Origin of the sequence: Rhodospirillum centenum SW, from assembly GCF_000016185.1 — a bacterium.
In the GTDB taxonomy this organism is placed as follows: Bacteria; Pseudomonadota; Alphaproteobacteria; order Azospirillales; family Azospirillaceae; genus Rhodocista; species Rhodocista centena.
The window spans coordinates 16,953-32,434 of sequence record NC_011420.2 but is presented as its reverse complement, the minus strand read 5'-3'; the positions used below and the strand labels follow the sequence as shown (position 1 = coordinate 32,434).

Below are 15,482 nucleotides of genomic sequence, written 5' to 3'. Positions count from 1 at the left end.
GCGGCCGTCTGAGAGCAAGCTCAGGTGAATATCCAACAGGATCCGCCGTCCTCGGCGATGAACTCCCGCCAGTCATCCCTTCCCGAGAAGGCCTTGGCGATCGTATTGACCGAGCTGTTGTAATTGGCCTCTTCCAGGACTTTTGCTGTCAGGCACCGCGGGGCGCCACGCTGAAACGCGTCCACAAGCTGACGGACAAGATCCCGCTGCTTGGCGCCGCGGAAGGGGTAGTCCTTGCCATGAACGGTGACGACCGTGAAGTCCGCGGTGTGGGCCAGAGGACCATCGCTCCGATGGTCCCTGCCACCGACACGGGCCGCCAGGATCTCCGGGTGAAGGGCGACTCCGGCGTTGTGATCGATCACATCCGGTACGGAGATGATCTCGTGTCCCGCCACCCCCTCGTCCGGAACGCGGCGGAATGCGGTGCTGGTGAGCAACACGCGAAGACCGGGCGCGGGTCGGGCCTGGGCCACGCCCTTGACCTGCCGCCATACGGCCTGATCATGGAGTCGGCGCGCGAACCACAAGGGCACCCGCTGAGGTCTGCGACCGAGGCGAACGTCTCCGACCTCCCACAAGAGTTCAGGAATGAGCGGCACCGTACCGGCCGACCTCCGGTCGAGGGAGGCCAGCAACTGCGCCATGAACATCGGAATGTCTACCCGATGCCGAGTCCTCAGTTCGGTGGGTACGGTGATCCACCCCGCCGTCGGGCTGAAGTAGCCGTATCCTCGGTTTTCCGCCGATCGGGTAAGGTTCACCGGAACATCATCGTGGTCGCTCATTGAGACCGCTGTCGCCTCATGCCCCGCCGGCTTCAGCAAACCCGCTCCGATGAGTGGCGCGGCCAAGTCGGGACCGAGGGTCTCAATGGCCGCCGCCGTCACGGAAGCACCGGGGGTCTCCAGGATCTGGAGGAGCAGGTCGACCGCACGGCGGTCGACCTGTGGCGGCCGGTCAGACATCGCGGACGATGCCCCAGCGCCGGAGATACTTCTCGCCGATCAGGCGCTCGCGCTCGGTTCGGTCCTTCAGGTCGCACCCGTGCGGCATGGTGATGGTCAGCGGCAGGGTCTTGCCGCGGTTCGAGCCGGGTTCGGGATGGAACCGGATGGTCAGTTTCGCCTGCGTCACGGTCCAGCCACCCTGCAGGGGATCGGCGTCCCCCAGCCGCCGGGCCGCCATCTCCCAGATGTTGGTGTCGGCGCCCCGCATGCACTCCAGCGTGATCCGCTCGCCGTTGGTGTCGAACGGCATCAGCCGCAGGTGGTTCACGCGCACCGCCGCGATCTCGTCCTCGGGATCGCTATCGAACGTGCAGGGGCAGGTCAGAACCGACAGGTCGAACCGGCGCAGCGGCAGCCTCTCCTCGTGGAACTCGGTCGCCAGCAGGTCGCGGGCGAAGAGGCGGACGAGATCGGGCCGGCTCTCGCGGTCCCTCGCGACCACCTCGATCACCCCGGTTTCCGGCTCGTAGGTCAGCGCCGCCTCGAACACCGGCCGGCGGGGACGCCGGTCCAGCGCGCCGTCCACGAACTCCAGGAAATCGTCCGGACGGCCTTCCCGGTACACCGTCCCCTGGACCACGTTGCGGTCGTCGCCATCGAAAGTCGGGCGGTGCCGGTCGAACACGTCGACCTGAACGTTCGGCGATTCGAAGCGCTGGCGCACGGCGTCTTTGAACACCTCGAGTGCCGCGGCATCCCGGCGGACCTCCAGGTTCGGGGCGCCGACGAACCCGTCCCACATCCGGCCACGGCGGCGATCGTCGGTGTAGCGGACCTCCTCGGCGCGGCGGAACAGCTCCGCCTCGTTGACGAACATCCAGAGGGCGCGCGCATGGGCGTTGGGGAGCGCGTCCAGGTACCCTGTGTCAGGGGCGACGCTGTAGAGGGCGGCATCGCCGGCCTCGTCGGCCATCTCGCCGACCCGCTCGACATCGTTGGCGATGCGCGCGCGGGTCTCCGGATCCAGTTCATCGACCGCGCGCAGCAGCGGGCGGACGATCTCACCTTCGGGACCGTCCCAGTTGACGGCCGGGGGGAGAACGATCCCCCGTGCGTCGAAGTACTGACGGAGATTGCTGGCGGGGGTCTTGCGGACGATGGTGGTAACGGACGGCATGAGTAGCTCCTTGGCAGCGACGCGCGCAGCACGTCAATCTGCTAAAGAGCGTATATAGGCCTATCGATCGGAGTCAATCGAAAAAATACGCAGTTCCGCGGATTAGCGGGTGTTTACCCGAACAGCGACGGCTGCCGGTCCGAGGCGGTCAGTTGGCCCAGTTTGAGCAGCCGCACCCGGGCGGCATCCTCGGACACCTGGAACGTCTCCATGACGTGGGCCACGATCTGCCGTCCGTGCTCCGAGGCGACGGATACGGCCGCATGGAGGTTCCGAGGTCCGCAATAGTCCGACACCAGACGGCGGACCGCCGTCAGCGGCATCAGGATCGCCCCACTGACATAGCCGGCCTGCCACTCCATCCAATCGACATCGCGAGCATTCAGGATGGTGTCACGCTTGCAGATGGCCTTGTTGTCGCGGCTCAGCCGATCGAACAGGCGGCGTGCGGCGAGCTTGTCCGCCCACAGATGCCGATGGAAGTGAAGATGGCCGAATTCATGCGCCAGCGTCGTGCGCAGCCGGTTCTCCCGGCGCTCGTCGTTGGCGAGGCGGTCGGAGATCAGGATTTCGGGGTCCCGATCCGGATGGAAGATGGTGACGCCCTCCACGTCGGCACCAAAGTCGGACAGGTCGGCGTACGCATCCAGTCCAGCATTGTTCTGCTCGATCAGGATCGTGAGCTCATCCGTGGTGATCGGATAAAGGGATTCGCTGCGGCGGCCCCGCAGCAGCCGGGTCACGATCCGCTCGCACTCCCGGTCGAGTTCGTCGGGCGCGTAGTGGGGCCGCTCGGCAAATCGTCCCGTCGTGTCGCGAACCATCCTCACCATGCGGCCCGCCGTCAGTTGGATGCGTCGCGCCGGAAGTTCATGAAGGCATCGGCGGCCTTCATCAAATCCTTCACGTTGCGCCGGGTCTCGTCAGGAATTTTCCCGGCCAGGATGAACAGGATGTTGTCGTCCATGCCGAGTTCCGCCGCGAACTGCCGTATCAGATGATCGGAGGACGGGCTCCGACGATCATGTTCGATGTCGTTCAGGTATTGCGGCGAGATATTTCCGCCTTCGTCCTTGACGATGCGCGCCGCCAGTTCCTTCTGGCTGAGGCCTTTGGCCTTCCGAGCCTGAGCAATTGCCTGTCCGAAGGTCGTCGGGGTCTGGGTCATAGCGATCTCATCGAGTGGCGTCCCGGCCTCACTGCACGTCGTTTCGCTGATTGACGTATAGGGTTGACTCAGCAAGGTCAAGGACGGGGTGGTGCGACAGTCGCACCGGACCCGCCGAGACCAACACGAGCGGTGAAGCCCCATGCCTTGGCGGGAGTACCGTTCAGGAGGCAGTCCGTCGGTCACGGCCGGGCGGTGCCGTCCCGCACCGTTTCCTTCTTCTACGCCCCACCACGATAAGCATCTGACTTTACTTCTATTTTTCAACACCCATCCGTACCGTCCGCGCAATCGACATCGATTGCGGACAATCTCCATGGACAAACCCCTCAGCGGCCCCAACGCCCTCGCCCCCGACCGCATGACGGCGGAGGAGCGGTTGGCCGAGGTCGGCCGGCTGCTCGCCGCCGGCCTTCTGCGCATCCGCGGCGGAGACATTCGCCTGGACTTCCCGCCCACACAGCGCGGTGGTGGTCGCGAACCACGCTCCCAGGCTGGAGGACGATGATGCGGGCGGAAGCACTAAAACAGGCGGGCGGACCACCGCGCCCCGGCGCCGACAAGGATCGGGACGCCACGGTCCTGGCGCGGCTGGCGGCGCTGAAAGAAATGACCGTCAATGAGATGAAGGCGGAATGGCGCCGCCTGTTCGGCGCCGACGCGCCCAACAACAGCCGGCCCTTCCTGGAGATGCGGCTGGCCTGGCGCATCCAGGAACTCAGCTATGGCGGGCCGTCGCGGGAGACTGTCCGGCTGCTGGACGCGCTGGCCGACGAACTGCACGGCAAGCCGGGCCGCAAGGCGCTGATCGCCGATCCCCGGAAGCCGGTCGCCGGCACGCGGCTGGTGCGCGAATGGGACGGCGTCGAGCACACCGTCACCGTCCTGCGTGACGGCTTCGAGTTCGAGGGGCGGAAATACAAGTCACTGTCGGCCATCGCCCGCGCCATTACCGGCACGCGCTGGAACGGCTGGCGGTTCTTCGGCCTGCGCGAGATCGGGAGGGACAAGCCATGAGGCGGACGAGCACGCCGGCGACCCCGGTCCAGCGTCGGCTGCGCTGCGCCATCTACACCCGCAAGTCGAGCGAGGAAGGTCTGGACATGGAGTTCAACAGCCTCGACGCCCAGCGCGAGGCCTGCGAGTCCTTCATCGCCAGCCAGAAGGCTGAGGGCTGGGTGGCGCTGCGCGACCGCTTCGACGACGGCGGCTTCTCCGGCGGCACGCTGGAGCGCCCGGCCCTGCAACGCCTGCTCGCCGATATCGAGGCCGGGCTGGTGGACGTGGTGGTGGTCTATAAGATCGACCGGCTGTCCCGCGCCCTGATGGATTTCGCTCGGCTGGTCGAGGTGTTCGACCGCCACGGCGTCACCTTCGTCTCGGTGACCCAGAGCTTCAACACCACCACCTCGATGGGCCGGCTGACGCTCAACATCCTGCTCAGCTTCGCCCAGTTCGAGCGCGAGGTGATCGGCGAGCGCATCCGCGACAAGTTCGCCGCCTCGCGGGCGCGCGGCATGTGGATGGGCGGCTACGTGCCCACCGGCTATGACGTGAAAGACCGCAAGCTGGTGGTGAACGAGGCCGAATCCGCCACCATCCGCATGATCTTCGAGCGCTTCGTCCAGCTTGGATCGGCCACCACCCTGGTGGCGCAACTGGCCGCCGAGGGCGTCGTCACCAAGCGCGGCAAGCCGGTCGACAAGGGCTTTCTCTACAAACTGCTGAATAACCGGGTCTATCTCGGCGAGGCGGTCCACAAGGGCACGTCCTACCCCGGTGAGCATGCGGCGATCATCGATCAGGATCTGTGGAATAGGGTCCACGGCATCCTGCAGGAAAGTCCGCGCTCGCGCGCCGCCGCCACGCGGACGCAGACGCCCGCCCTGCTGAAGGGCCTGATCTTCGGCCCGACGGGCACGGCCATGACGCCGACCGCCACGAAGAAGGGCAGCCGGCTCTATCGCTACTACGCCTCGATGGATGTCATCCGCGGGCGGATGTCCGGCACGGAGTCCACGGCACCCCAGCGGCTGCCGGCGGAGATGGTCGAGAACGCTGTGGTGCGGGAAGTGCGCCGCCTCGTCCGGACGCCCGAGATCGTGGCGCAGACCGTGGCCGCAGCCCGCCGGGACGACGCCGGCGTGACGGAGCATGACGTGGTCACCGCCCTCGACCGGTTCGACGAGGTCTGGTCCGCCTTGTTCCCGGCCGAACAGGCCCGTCTGGTGCGGTTGCTGGTCGACCGGGTCACCGTCACCGCCGACGGCATCGCCGTCGACCTGCGCACCGCCGGACTCGGCTCGGTGGTGCGCGAGATGCTAACCCCGCGCACCCCGGAGGCCGTCGCATGAGTTCCGCACCCGAGACCATCCGCGTCGTCATTCCGCTCGCGGTCAAGCGCCGCAACGGCCGTCCCCGCATACTGCCGCCTGCCAACATCGAAGCGGCGTCGGAGGGGGCCACACCCGATCCCCGACTGCTGCGCGCCATCGCCCGCGCCTGGGACTGGCGCCGCCGCCTGGACCGCGGCGAGGCGGCGACCCTGAAGGACGTCGCTGTGGCTGAGGGCGTCACGGTGCCCTTCATCAGCCGGTTCCTGCGGCTGGCCTACCTGTCGCCGGAAGTGCTGGAGCACCTGCTGATCCACCGGTGCCCCTGCGTCTTATCTCTGGACCGTCTGGCGGCGGCGGCCCTGGCGCCCTGGGTCGAGCAGCGGGATACCGTGTTCGATGAGTGAATTGGTTCAGCCGGCACAGCAAAGCTGACGCTTTTCGCTCTATAGCGCAGCCGCATTCGCGGCTGCGCTATAGAGGTCTCCGGGGTAAACCTGGATGCGGTGCGATTGCGCTGGGGGTTAAGACCTGTGAACGCCGAAAGCGGCGGCCTTCACTGCGCCCGCTAGGCCGTCGGCCTGATGAACACGACCGCCCGGTCCTGTACGTCCCTGCCGAGCAACTCCCACTCGGCGAGCGGAAGGCCCTTGTCGCGGCACCATTCAATCTCGCTCCGATGGGAGACGACCCGGTGCCCCTCTTCAGCGAGGGACCGAGCCATTTCCTTCAAAGGCGCCATGGCCGCGGGGGAGATGTTGATGAGGCGGGATGCGTCGAATGTCCGCATGGGGGCCAGGAACTCTTCCTTCGCGGACGAAAGCATGGATGCGAGCTCGTGGTGAGAGGCGAGCGCAGTTTCCGCTCCGGTCAGCAGCCAGTCGCACCGGATCTTCGCCATCCCTGCCATGGCGCTGTGCCTGTAGAACGACAGGTACACGTCCGGGTGAAGGTGCGCCCGCCGCTCGGCGTCCATGCTTCGCATCAGCATTGCGTACTTTACATGGCTCTGGGAGAACTCCTTTCTGAGTCCCTTCAACTCTCCAAGCTCGCCGTTCAGCTCAGCCCACTGGGCATGTTCAAGGGCGCCGAGCAGATCGGCGGAGCGTTCGACGTCGCGGACCGTGCGTTGCCACTGCACCTCGTCCGTCAAGTCGTCGATGGCGGCTGCGATCTGGTCGAGTTTGCGGCCGATCGCATCCATCTTTTTCGCCAGTATGACGAAGCCTGCGACCGTCACGCCTAGGGTGAGCGCCTGCAAGCCGATCTGCAGTCCCATTAGACCCTGGAGGGACTGGAGCTGAGAGGCCAGCTCGGGAGGGAGCGGGGTGCTGGCGGCTTGGCTCTGCATCGCCGTCCCCGTCTCCTTCAGCCACATCACCACACCGCCGTCCGAGTTGTAGATGACGCCGCCCTTCCGCTTGAGGGTCCCGTCAGCGAGCCCCCTAATGATTTCCTCGGGGAGGTCGAAGAGGATTTCCAGCATCGCCATTGCAGCGCCTCACTCGAAGTCGGCCGAGGCGGCGAGGGCCTCGAACAGAAGTTTCTGCCTCAGGTAGGCGACGTGGATCACGCAGGGAATGGTGACCCGGTAGGCGGGACCGGCGAGGTCGATCGCGGTCCACAGTCCGGTGACGATCCATCCTATGGGACCTGCGAACGCGCCGATCGCCCTGGCAAGGCCGGCGTTGACCGCGAGAGCCAGCCCGCGTCCGAGCACCTGCCTGGCGACCGCGTTGGCGGCGACCATCGCCATCCGGTAGGCCATGAACCCTGCGAGGCGGACGCTCAACTGGGCCATGATCACCGAAAGGGGCATGGCGGCCGACAGGGACGCGCCCTTGTGGCCCGCCTTCCTGATCTCGTCCAGGAACTCCTCCCGCTTCTCCGGGGACAGCTTTTCCCAGGAGTCCTCAACGATCTTCATGAGGATCTTCTTCTCGTTCTCGACGACGTCCCCGCCTGGTTTGACCTTGAGCTGCTCGCAGACGTCGACAACCACCTCGGCGTAGAAGGGGCCCTCGCCGCGGAACAAGTTGGCGAACGTGTTGCCTCCAAACTCCCGGATCTCCGCCGCGATCAGGTCGGTGTAGCGCGAATGCTTGGGGCGGTGCCTCTTGTACTCGTCCTTGGACGAAAGCGACTCGGTGCTCGCGTTGAGGATGTACGAGACAAGGAAATCCAGGTCGTCGTCCGAGGAAGACGCGAGGAGGGCGGGAAGGTCGCCTTTGGCCACTGTCTCGAATTCGTTGTCGCCGATGGGCATCCGCTTTCATCCTGCAGATCGTGGCGATGCGCCGCCTGATTAAACACTCATCATGCCGTATTATCAATCATTGGATGCCGCTCAGGGTGCTCGCCTCCTTCCTCGGCCCGACTCACCATGACCTATCAATCTCTGCTCAACACCCTGTTGAGCTTCTCGCCCAGCTCGAGCACGAGGTGACCAGCGCACCGCCGGCCTCGGCGCAGTGGTGCGCGAGATTCTCACCCTGCGCACCCCGGAGCCCGTCGCATGAGTTCCGCACCCGAGACCATCCGCGTCGTCATCCCGCTCACGGTCAGGCGCCGCAACGGCCGGCCCCGCATCATCTCGCCGGCCGACATCGAGGCGCTTTCTGAACGACAGGTACCTGTTCGCGCCTGCTGCGAGCCATCCCCACGCCTGGAACTGGCGCCGCCGCCTGGGCCGCGGCAAGGTGGCGACGCTAAGGGACATCGCCGACGCCGAGGCCGTCACGGTGCCCTTCGTTAGCCGGTTCCTGCGGCTGGCCTACCTGTCGCCGGAAGTGCTGGAGCACCTGCTGATCCACCGGCGCCCGTGCGCCCTGTCTCTGGAGCGGCTGGCGGCGAAGGCGCTGGCGCCCTGGGTCGAGCAGCCGGGCATGGTGTTCGAAGAATAAGGACGGCCACCCACACTCGCGATAACCGATTATTTCGCGACCGTTCGCACAAATATCCGAGAAAGCATGGAGTTAATAACAAATGCGCAGGCGGATCATAATTTACATCTATTTTAGTAGTATTGCGATTGGGGCTTCCAACTGCATGAAGTGAAGCCGTCGTTTCTCTGTGAAACGGCAAATTATCTCGTGTTCCTGAGCCAATACCTTTTGCCGGCCGGTAAATGCGGTTGGAGACGGAGACGCCGAATCCGGCTCACGGGGCACTGCCACCGCTACTCCACGGTAAAACCGCAGGCGCTAAACCCCTTTGACCCAAAAAGAAAAAAGGCCGCTTGAGCGGCCCATGGTCTGGTCGGTACCGGGGTAGTGGCGGAGGGGATGGGATTCGAACCCACGATACGAGTTTCCCCGTATGACGGTTTAGCAAACCGTTGCCTTCAGCCGCTCGGCCACCCCTCCTGCCGGCGCGCCGGAGAAGCCTCCGGGCGTGGCGAGACCCGGTTTCTAAGCGGCGCCGACGACCTTGTCAACGCTGCTGGCGCGCCCCATCCTAGAGAAAGGTCCGGAATTCGATTCCGGACCCGCCGGACGGGGTGGCCGGCTGCTCAGGAGCGGTCCCGGCATCACCGGCTGCGGTGAAGGGCGGGGCCGCGGAATGGGGCGGTTTCACAGGTCCCGAGGAGGTCCGCCATGCACCCAGATCTTTTCCCTTCCCGCCGGTCTCCGTCACGCCGGTCCCTGTCAGGCCGGTTCCTGTCAGGCCGGTCAGCCGCCGTGCAGGACACCGCGGTCCAGGCTCCCGCGTTCTTCCGGCCTGCGGCCGTCCGCTTCGCGGCCGTTGTCCTGGTCGCGCTCGCGGTGGCGGCGCCGGCCGTCGCCAAGGTGGCCAGCCAGGATGTCCGCGGCGCCCCGCCGGTACCCGAGCTGCCCCTCCAGGGCCTGGAACAGCGCCCGCTGAGCGGCATGGACATCTTCTCTGTGCGCCCCGGCACGGACCTGTCGCGCTATGACCGGGTCCTGATCGACCCCATCGGGCTGTCCGTCACCCGCCGGCATGAGGATCTGGCCCTGACGGAACGCGATGCCGAGCATGCCCGCAGCTACTTCCGGGAGAAGCTGGAGCAGGAGTTCGGCGCCAGGGCGCTTGCCGCGCAGCCGGGGCCGGGCGTGCTCCGGCTGAGCCTCCTGATCACGGAATTCGTACCGAACAGCCCCGTCTTCCCGGAACGGCAGGACGGGCGCGGCGGCATCATCCACCGCACCTACGGCGTGGGCGAGGCGGCTTTCCAGGCGGTGCTGACGGATGCCATGACGGGCGAGGTGGTCGCCGTCTTCGCCGACTCGGACACGGGCCAGCCGCTCGGTCAGAATCTCCATGCGACGACGCAGTACGGCGATGCCGACCGCTTCATCCGGCGCTGGGCGGCACAGATCGCCTCCGCCGTCACGGGCGGCAGCGGCCAGGGCTGATCCGCCGGAAAGGGTTCCCCGGAACGACGAACCCCGCCCGGCACAGGCCGGGCGGGGTTTCTCATGGTCGGGCCTGCTCGGGCGGGCGGAGCCGCCCGCGCCCCGTCAGCCCTTGAGCTTGGTGGCCAGGATCTCGTTCACCAGGGCGGGGTTCGCCTTGCCCTGGGTGGCGCGCATCACCTGACCGACGAAGAAGCCGAACAGCTTCTCCTTGCCCGAGCGGAACTCCGCCACCTTGTCGGCGTTCGCGGCCATCACCTCGTCGATGGCCTTGTCGATGGCGCCGGTGTCGGTGACCTGCCGCAGCCCCTTCTTCTCGACGATGAGGGACGGCTTCTCACCCGTCTCCAGCATCTCCGCGAAAACGTCCTTGGCGATGCGGCCGGAGATGGTGCCGTCGGTCACCAGATCGATCAGCCCGCCCAGATCGTCCGCCGCGATCGGCGATTCGGTGATGTCCCGGCCGGTCTTGTTGAGCGCGCCGAGCAGGTCGCCGATCACGTAGTTGGCGGCCAGCTTGGGATCGCGTCCCTTCGCCACCGTCTCGTAGAAGTCGGCACGGGCGCGCTCGGCGACCAGGATGCCGGCATCATAGGCGGACAGGCCGTAATCCGCCATGAAGCGGGCCTTCTTGTCGTCCGGCAGTTCCGGCAGGGTCTCCTTGATCCGGTCCACCCAGGACTGCTCGATCTCCAGCGGCAGCAGGTCGGGATCGGGGAAGTAGCGGTAGTCGTGCGCCTCCTCCTTGGAGCGCATGGAGCGGGTTTCACCCTTGTTCGGGTCCCACAGCCGCGTCTCCTGCACCACCGTCCCGCCGCCCTCGATCAGTTCGACCTGACGCTGCGCCTCGTACTCGATGGCCTGCTGCACGTAGCGGATGGAGTTGACGTTCTTCGTCTCCGTCCGGGTGCCGTAGGGCTGGCCCACCTTGCGCACCGAGACGTTGACGTCGCAGCGCATGGAGCCCTCTTCCATGTTGCCGTCGCAGGTGCCCAGGTAGCGCAGGATCGTGCGCAGCTTGCGCAGATAGGCGGCCGCCTCCTCCGGGCTGCGCATGTCGGGCTTGGAGACGATCTCCATCAGCGCCACACCGGCCCGGTTCAGATCGACATAGGTCTTGGACGGATGCTGGTCGTGCAGGGACTTGCCCGCGTCGATCTCCAGATGCAGACGCTCGATGCCGACCTCGCGGGTCGAACCGTCGGCCAGATCCAGCACGATGGTGCCGTTGCCGACGACCGGCTGCTGGAACTGGCTGATCTGGTAGCCGGCTGGCAGGTCGGCATAGAAGTAGTTCTTGCGGTCGAAGACCGAGCGCAGGTTGATCTGCGCCTTCAGCCCCAGCCCCGTCTTCACCGCCTGCTCGACGCAGACCTCGTTGATGACCGGGAGCATGCCCGGAAAGGCCGCATCGACGAAGCTGACCTGGCTGTTGGGCGCGGCACCGAAGGCCGTCGCGGCCCCGCTGAACAGCTTTGCGTTGGAGATGACCTGGGCATGGACCTCCAGCCCGATCACGATCTCCCACTCGCCCGTCTCGCCCTGAATCAGGTAAGCCATCTTGCCGACACTCTTCGCTGCCGAAAACCACTCTGCCGGTTTTGGCCGGAATCGGCTGCGAGGGCAAGCGGAACCGCGGCGTCAGCCCGGCGCCCCCCGCTGCCGGAGCCATGCGGCCGCCCGTCCGGTGAGCGCGCACCGCATCTCACTGCGGATCGATGCGGACCAGCCTGCCGCCGGGCGCCGGCTCGTCCACCAGGGCGTAGAGCGCACCGTCCGGCCCCTGCGCCACATGGCGGGTGCGTCCCAGCTCCTCCTCCAGCAGGCGCTCGGCGGCGACCACGCGGTCGTCTTCCACGTCCAGGCGGACGAGACCGCCGCCCAGCAGGGCGACGATCAGGTCGCCCTTCCAGGCCGGCAGCGCGTCGCCCGTGTAGAAGGTCATGCCCGCGAGCGCCAGCGACGGCACGAAGTAGAGTTCCGGCTGCACCATCCCCGGCTTCTCCGTGCCCTCCCCGATCGGCAGGCCGAGGCCGTAGGTCCGGCCGTAGGTGATGACGGGCCAGCCGTAGTTCGCGCCGGCGCGGATGATGTTGATCTCGTCCCCGCCCTGGGGGCCGTGCTCCGATTCCCAGATCAGGCCGGTGCCCGGCTGCACCGCCAGCCCCTGCGGATTGCGGTTGCCCATGCTGTACAGCTCGGGCAGATGACCGGGCCTGCCGACGAAGGGATTGTCCCCGGGGATGCTGCCGTCATCGTTCAGGCGCAGGATGCTGCCGGAGCTGTCGGCCGGGTCCTGCGCCCGCTTGTCCGTGCCGCGGTCGCCGATGCTGAAATAGAGCTTGCCGTCCGTGCCGAAGACGATCCGGCTGCCGAAATGGTGGCGCGTGCGGTCGCTGGTGCCGCGGTACAGCACCTCGAAGCCTTCCGCCGTGCCGTTGCCGTCACGGAAGCGGGCGATGGCGGTGCGGTGGCCGCGCCCCGACGGATCGGGCTCGGCATAGGAGATGTAGACAAGGCGGTTGCGCGCATGGTCGGGGTGCAGCGCCACCTCCAGCAGACCGCCCTGCCCCACCTCCTCGATGGGCGGCAGGCCGGCCACCGGCTCAGGCAGCAGGCGCCCCTCCTGCACGGTGCGCAGCCGGCCGGTACGCTCGGTGACCAGCAGGCGTCCGTCGGGCAGGAAGGCGACGCTCCAGGGGTGGTCCAGCCCGTCCACGACGGTGGTGACCTTGACCGCCTGCCGCGCGGCGGGGGCCGGCCAGGCGTTGAACTCCCGCGGGGCCGCCAGGGCGCCGGCGGATACCGGAACGCCGAGGACCGGGCCGACCGCGGCCAGCCCCACGGCCACGAGACACGCCCGGACAAGTCCGGCACGTCCCCGTCCGGCCCACATCTCTCCTGCCCGCATCAGTCCCGCTGCCCGATGACGCATCCCGTCCTCCCCTGATCTTCTGTGTGCGGCAGAAATGGGGGCGAACGGCGCCACGGCAAGCTGGTCTCGGATGTCCGCGGGAGGTGTTCACGCCCCGGCGTCGCCCGTCTGCAACACAATAGTACTCTTCTCTCGGCATAATATTTCCGCAACGGAACCGTATGCGGTCTGAAAAATCCCTGTGCTACCGCCCCTCGCGGATCACCACGGTTGCCCGGAAGGGCACGGATCGAGAGGGGGAGGTCATATGCATCGTCATCGTTTCCTGGGGCGCGTCCTGGCCGGCACGGCCCTGTCCAGCCTGGGCATCGGCCTGCCGGCCCAGGCCCAGACCCAGGTGGCGGAAACGCCGGCGCTGGAAGAGATCGTGATCTACGGCCGTGGCGAGACCCGCCAGGTGCAGTCTGTCACCGCGGCCACGCTGCAGCTCACCGCCCCCGGCACCAGCCCGCTGAAGGCCATCGAGAAGCTGCCCGGCGTCAGCTTCCAGTCGGCCGATCCGTTCGGCGCCTACGAATGGTCGGCGCGCATCAGCATCCGTGGCTTCAACCAGAACCAGCTCGGCTTCACGCTGGACGAGGTGCCGCTGGGGGACATGAGCTACGGCGCCCATAACGGCCTGCATGTCAGCCGCGCCGTGATCTCGGAGAATCTGGACCGGGTGGTCGTCGCACAGGGGGCGGGCGCCATTGGCACCGCCTCCACCAGCAATCTGGGCGGCACGTTGCAGTTCGTCTCGCGCGATCCGTCGGAGGAGGCCGGGATCTCCACCGCCCTGACGGCGGGCGGGGATTCCACCCGCCGCGCCTATGTCCGGCTGGAGACAGGGGCGCTGGCGACCGGCACACGGGCCTATGCCAGCTATGCCGGCCAGTGGTCCGACAAGTGGAAGGGCGACGGCATCCAGAAGCAGCAGCAGATGAATGCCAAGATCGTGCAGCCGGTCGGCGAGGGGACGATCACCGGCTGGATCAACTGGTCCGACCGGCGCGAGAACGACTACCAGGACCTGTCGCGCTCGATGATCGGCCGTCTGGGCTACGACTGGGACAATTTCGCCAAGAACTGGAACCTGGCCCTGCAGGTGGCCGACATCGGCAACAACCGCGGCGACAGCGGCGCCCCGGTCAGCAATCCGGCCGCCGGCACCGTCTATCCCGCGCCGGTCCGGACCCTGGACGACGCCTATTACGACGCCGCCGGCCTGCGCAAGGACACGCTGGGCGCCGTCACGCTGGACTATCCGCTGGGCAGCATCCTGTCCGTCTCGGCCACCGGGTACGGCCACAGGAACGAGGGCCAGGGTGTGTGGTTCACGCCCTATGTGCCGACGCCGGGCGGCGGCCCCATCTCCATCCGCACCACCGAGTACGACATCGAGCGCTACGGCGTGATCGGTCGCCTCACGGCCGATCTGGGGGATCACCGGATCGAGGCCGGCGGCTGGTACGAGGACAACGACTTCTCCCAGGCCCGGCGCTTCTACGGGCTGGACCGGGCGGCCCCGCAGCGCAGCTCGACCCAGTTCCAGAGTTCGCCCTTCTATACGCAGTGGGACTACGACTTCACCACCACGACACGACAGCTCTACATCGCCGATACCTGGGCGGTCACCGACATGCTGACCCTGAACGGCGGGTTCAAGGCCGTGAAGGTCGAGAACGAGGCCGACACCGTCACCGGCCCGCAGCGCAGCGGCACGATCGAGGCGAAGGACAGCTTCCTGCCGCAGGTCAGCGCCAGGCTCGCGCTCACCGAGGATCAGGAGCTGTTCGCCTCCTACACGGAGAACATCCGCGCCTTCGTCTCTGCCGCCACCAGCGGCCCCTTCTCCACGACGCCGGAAGGCTTCGCCGCCATCCGCGACAGCCTGGAGCCGGAGACGTCGCAGACCGTCGAGCTGGGCTGGCGCTTCCGTATCGATACCCTGCAAGGCAGCGTGACCGGCTATTACGTGAAGTTCGACGACCGCCTGCTGACCCTCTCGCTCGGGGCCGGCATCGTCGGCAACCCGACGGCGCTTCAGAATGTCGGCAGCGTGACGACGAAGGGCGTGGAAGCCGCCGCCACCTGGGAGTTCGTCGAGAACTGGTCGGTGTTCGGCTCGCTGACCTACAATGACAGCACGTATGACGACAACGTGCTGGACGCCAACGGCGTGATCACGGCCGCGACCAAGGACAAGAAGGCGACCGACACGCCGGAGTTCATGGCCAAGGGCGAGCTGGCCTATGACGACGGGGACCTGTTCGGCACGGTCGGCGTCTCGCACACCGGCAAGCGCTACTACACCTACCTGAACAACGGGTCGGTCCCGTCCTACACGCTGGTGGACCTGAGTCTCGGCTACCGCTTCTCCGGCTCCGGCTGGCTGGACGGGCTGGAGGTGCAGGCCAACGTGACGAACCTGTTCGACAAGGAATACGTCTCCACCATCGGGTCGAACGGCTTCACCAACGCGGACCCGGACGGCACCTTCCAGACCCTGCTGGCCGGGGCGCCGCAGCAGTTCTTCGTGACGCTGCGCAAGTCCTTCTGACCCC

Annotated in this window: 15 protein-coding genes and 1 tRNA gene; 7 read left to right on the top strand and 9 right to left on the bottom strand. The window is 66.8% G+C overall.

The window, feature by feature from the left end; translation table 11 throughout:
* Positions 1–20: 20 nt before the first annotated feature.
* The 4 genes from RC1_RS00145 to RC1_RS00130 form a co-directional block, all read right to left on the bottom strand.
* On the bottom strand, positions 21–968 hold the full coding sequence (locus RC1_RS00145; protein WP_041785020.1) for a hypothetical protein: 948 nt from the start codon (positions 966–968) through the stop codon (positions 21–23).
* Positions 961–2,127: a hypothetical protein gene (locus RC1_RS00140; protein WP_012565282.1), complete on the bottom strand. Its 1,167-nt coding sequence runs from the start codon at positions 2,125–2,127 to the stop codon at positions 961–963. Before RC1_RS00140 ends, RC1_RS00145 begins: the two co-directional genes overlap by 8 nt.
* Before the next feature lie 113 nt (positions 2,128–2,240).
* Positions 2,241–2,951 carry an ImmA/IrrE family metallo-endopeptidase gene (locus RC1_RS00135; RefSeq protein ID WP_202795555.1) on the bottom strand — a complete coding sequence of 237 codons (711 nt, stop codon included), beginning with the start codon at positions 2,949–2,951 and terminating at the stop codon, positions 2,241–2,243.
* 20 nt (positions 2,952–2,971) lie between these two features.
* The gene (locus RC1_RS00130; protein ID WP_012565280.1) at positions 2,972–3,295 is read right to left on the bottom strand and encodes a helix-turn-helix domain-containing protein; all 324 of its coding nucleotides are present in this window, start codon (positions 3,293–3,295) and stop codon (positions 2,972–2,974) included.
* A gap of 316 nt (positions 3,296–3,611) precedes the next feature.
* Here RC1_RS00130 and RC1_RS21270 point away from each other — a divergent pair, with 316 nt between their 5' ends.
* From RC1_RS21270 to RC1_RS00115, 4 genes are read left to right on the top strand one after another with little or no spacing between them, the layout of a single operon-like run.
* A complete protein-coding gene (locus tag RC1_RS21270; protein WP_012565279.1) occupies positions 3,612–3,803 on the top strand; it encodes a hypothetical protein in 192 nt (63 codons plus the stop codon).
* A complete protein-coding gene (locus RC1_RS00125; RefSeq protein ID WP_234703808.1) occupies positions 3,800–4,312 on the top strand; it encodes a DUF2924 domain-containing protein in 513 nt (170 codons plus the stop codon). Before RC1_RS21270 ends, RC1_RS00125 begins: the two co-directional genes overlap by 4 nt.
* On the top strand, positions 4,309–5,649 hold the full coding sequence (locus tag RC1_RS00120) for a recombinase family protein (RefSeq protein WP_012565277.1): 1,341 nt from the start codon (positions 4,309–4,311) through the stop codon (positions 5,647–5,649). Before RC1_RS00125 ends, RC1_RS00120 begins: the two co-directional genes overlap by 4 nt.
* Complete coding sequence (locus tag RC1_RS00115; RefSeq protein WP_012565276.1) at positions 5,646–6,035, top strand: hypothetical protein; 390 nt, start codon at positions 5,646–5,648, stop codon at positions 6,033–6,035. The genes RC1_RS00120 and RC1_RS00115 overlap by 4 nt, the downstream gene beginning before the upstream one ends.
* Before the next feature lie 161 nt (positions 6,036–6,196).
* On the opposite strand, the gene RC1_RS00110 is transcribed toward RC1_RS00115, so the two are convergent.
* Positions 6,197–7,120 carry a hypothetical protein gene (locus RC1_RS00110; RefSeq protein ID WP_012565275.1) on the bottom strand — a complete coding sequence of 308 codons (924 nt, stop codon included), beginning with the start codon at positions 7,118–7,120 and terminating at the stop codon, positions 6,197–6,199.
* 9 nt (positions 7,121–7,129) lie between these two features.
* Positions 7,130–7,894, bottom strand: coding sequence for a YaaW family protein (locus tag RC1_RS00105; RefSeq protein ID WP_012565274.1), 765 nt, complete (start codon positions 7,892–7,894; stop codon positions 7,130–7,132).
* 433 nt (positions 7,895–8,327) lie between these two features.
* Between RC1_RS00105 and RC1_RS21925 the strand changes: the two genes are divergently transcribed.
* Complete coding sequence (locus tag RC1_RS21925; protein ID WP_012565273.1) at positions 8,328–8,531, top strand: hypothetical protein; 204 nt, start codon at positions 8,328–8,330, stop codon at positions 8,529–8,531.
* A gap of 370 nt (positions 8,532–8,901) precedes the next feature.
* Here RC1_RS21925 and RC1_RS00095 read toward each other — a convergent pair.
* Positions 8,902–8,993: transfer RNA gene (locus RC1_RS00095), tRNA-Ser, on the bottom strand.
* 315 nt (positions 8,994–9,308) lie between these two features.
* Between RC1_RS00095 and RC1_RS00090 the strand changes: the two genes are divergently transcribed.
* Positions 9,309–10,004 carry a DUF3313 family protein gene (locus tag RC1_RS00090; RefSeq protein WP_012565272.1) on the top strand — a complete coding sequence of 232 codons (696 nt, stop codon included), beginning with the start codon at positions 9,309–9,311 and terminating at the stop codon, positions 10,002–10,004.
* Between the two features lie 105 nt (positions 10,005–10,109).
* Here the strand turns inward: RC1_RS00090 and gatB are convergent, their stop codons facing one another.
* Both gatB and RC1_RS00080 read right to left on the bottom strand, forming a co-directional pair.
* Positions 10,110–11,564: an Asp-tRNA(Asn)/Glu-tRNA(Gln) amidotransferase subunit GatB gene (gatB, locus tag RC1_RS00085; protein WP_012565271.1), complete on the bottom strand. Its 1,455-nt coding sequence runs from the start codon at positions 11,562–11,564 to the stop codon at positions 10,110–10,112.
* Positions 11,565–11,709: 145 nt separating this feature from the next.
* Positions 11,710–12,855: a PQQ-dependent sugar dehydrogenase gene (locus RC1_RS00080; protein WP_012565270.1), complete on the bottom strand. Its 1,146-nt coding sequence runs from the start codon at positions 12,853–12,855 to the stop codon at positions 11,710–11,712.
* A gap of 331 nt (positions 12,856–13,186) precedes the next feature.
* Between RC1_RS00080 and RC1_RS00075 the strand changes: the two genes are divergently transcribed.
* The gene (locus RC1_RS00075) at positions 13,187–15,478 is read left to right on the top strand and encodes a TonB-dependent receptor (protein WP_012565269.1); all 2,292 of its coding nucleotides are present in this window, start codon (positions 13,187–13,189) and stop codon (positions 15,476–15,478) included.
* Positions 15,479–15,482 lie beyond the last annotated feature (4 nt).

Excerpts from the sequence above, each read along its gene's own strand:
- RC1_RS00130 (WP_012565280.1), bottom strand. The coding sequence starts at position 3,295 with ATGACCCAGACCCCGACGACCTTCGGACAGGCAATTGCTCAGGCTCGG.
- RC1_RS00120 (WP_012565277.1), top strand. The coding sequence starts at position 4,309 with ATGAGGCGGACGAGCACGCCGGCGACCCCGGTCCAGCGTCGGCTGCGC.
- RC1_RS21270 (WP_012565279.1), top strand. The coding sequence starts at position 3,612 with ATGGACAAACCCCTCAGCGGCCCCAACGCCCTCGCCCCCGACCGCATG.
- RC1_RS00105 (WP_012565274.1), bottom strand. The coding sequence starts at position 7,894 with ATGCCCATCGGCGACAACGAATTCGAGACAGTGGCCAAAGGCGACCTT.
- RC1_RS00125 (WP_234703808.1), top strand. The coding sequence starts at position 3,800 with ATGATGCGGGCGGAAGCACTAAAACAGGCGGGCGGACCACCGCGCCCC.
- RC1_RS00075 (WP_012565269.1), top strand. The coding sequence starts at position 13,187 with ATGCATCGTCATCGTTTCCTGGGGCGCGTCCTGGCCGGCACGGCCCTG.
- RC1_RS00140 (WP_012565282.1), bottom strand. The coding sequence starts at position 2,127 with ATGCCGTCCGTTACCACCATCGTCCGCAAGACCCCCGCCAGCAATCTC.
- RC1_RS00145 (WP_041785020.1), bottom strand. The coding sequence starts at position 968 with ATGTCTGACCGGCCGCCACAGGTCGACCGCCGTGCGGTCGACCTGCTC.
- RC1_RS00115 (WP_012565276.1), top strand. The coding sequence starts at position 5,646 with ATGAGTTCCGCACCCGAGACCATCCGCGTCGTCATTCCGCTCGCGGTC.
- RC1_RS00135 (WP_202795555.1), bottom strand. The coding sequence starts at position 2,951 with ATGGTTCGCGACACGACGGGACGATTTGCCGAGCGGCCCCACTACGCG.
- RC1_RS00110 (WP_012565275.1), bottom strand. The coding sequence starts at position 7,120 with ATGGCGATGCTGGAAATCCTCTTCGACCTCCCCGAGGAAATCATTAGG.
- gatB (WP_012565271.1), bottom strand. The coding sequence starts at position 11,564 with ATGGCTTACCTGATTCAGGGCGAGACGGGCGAGTGGGAGATCGTGATC.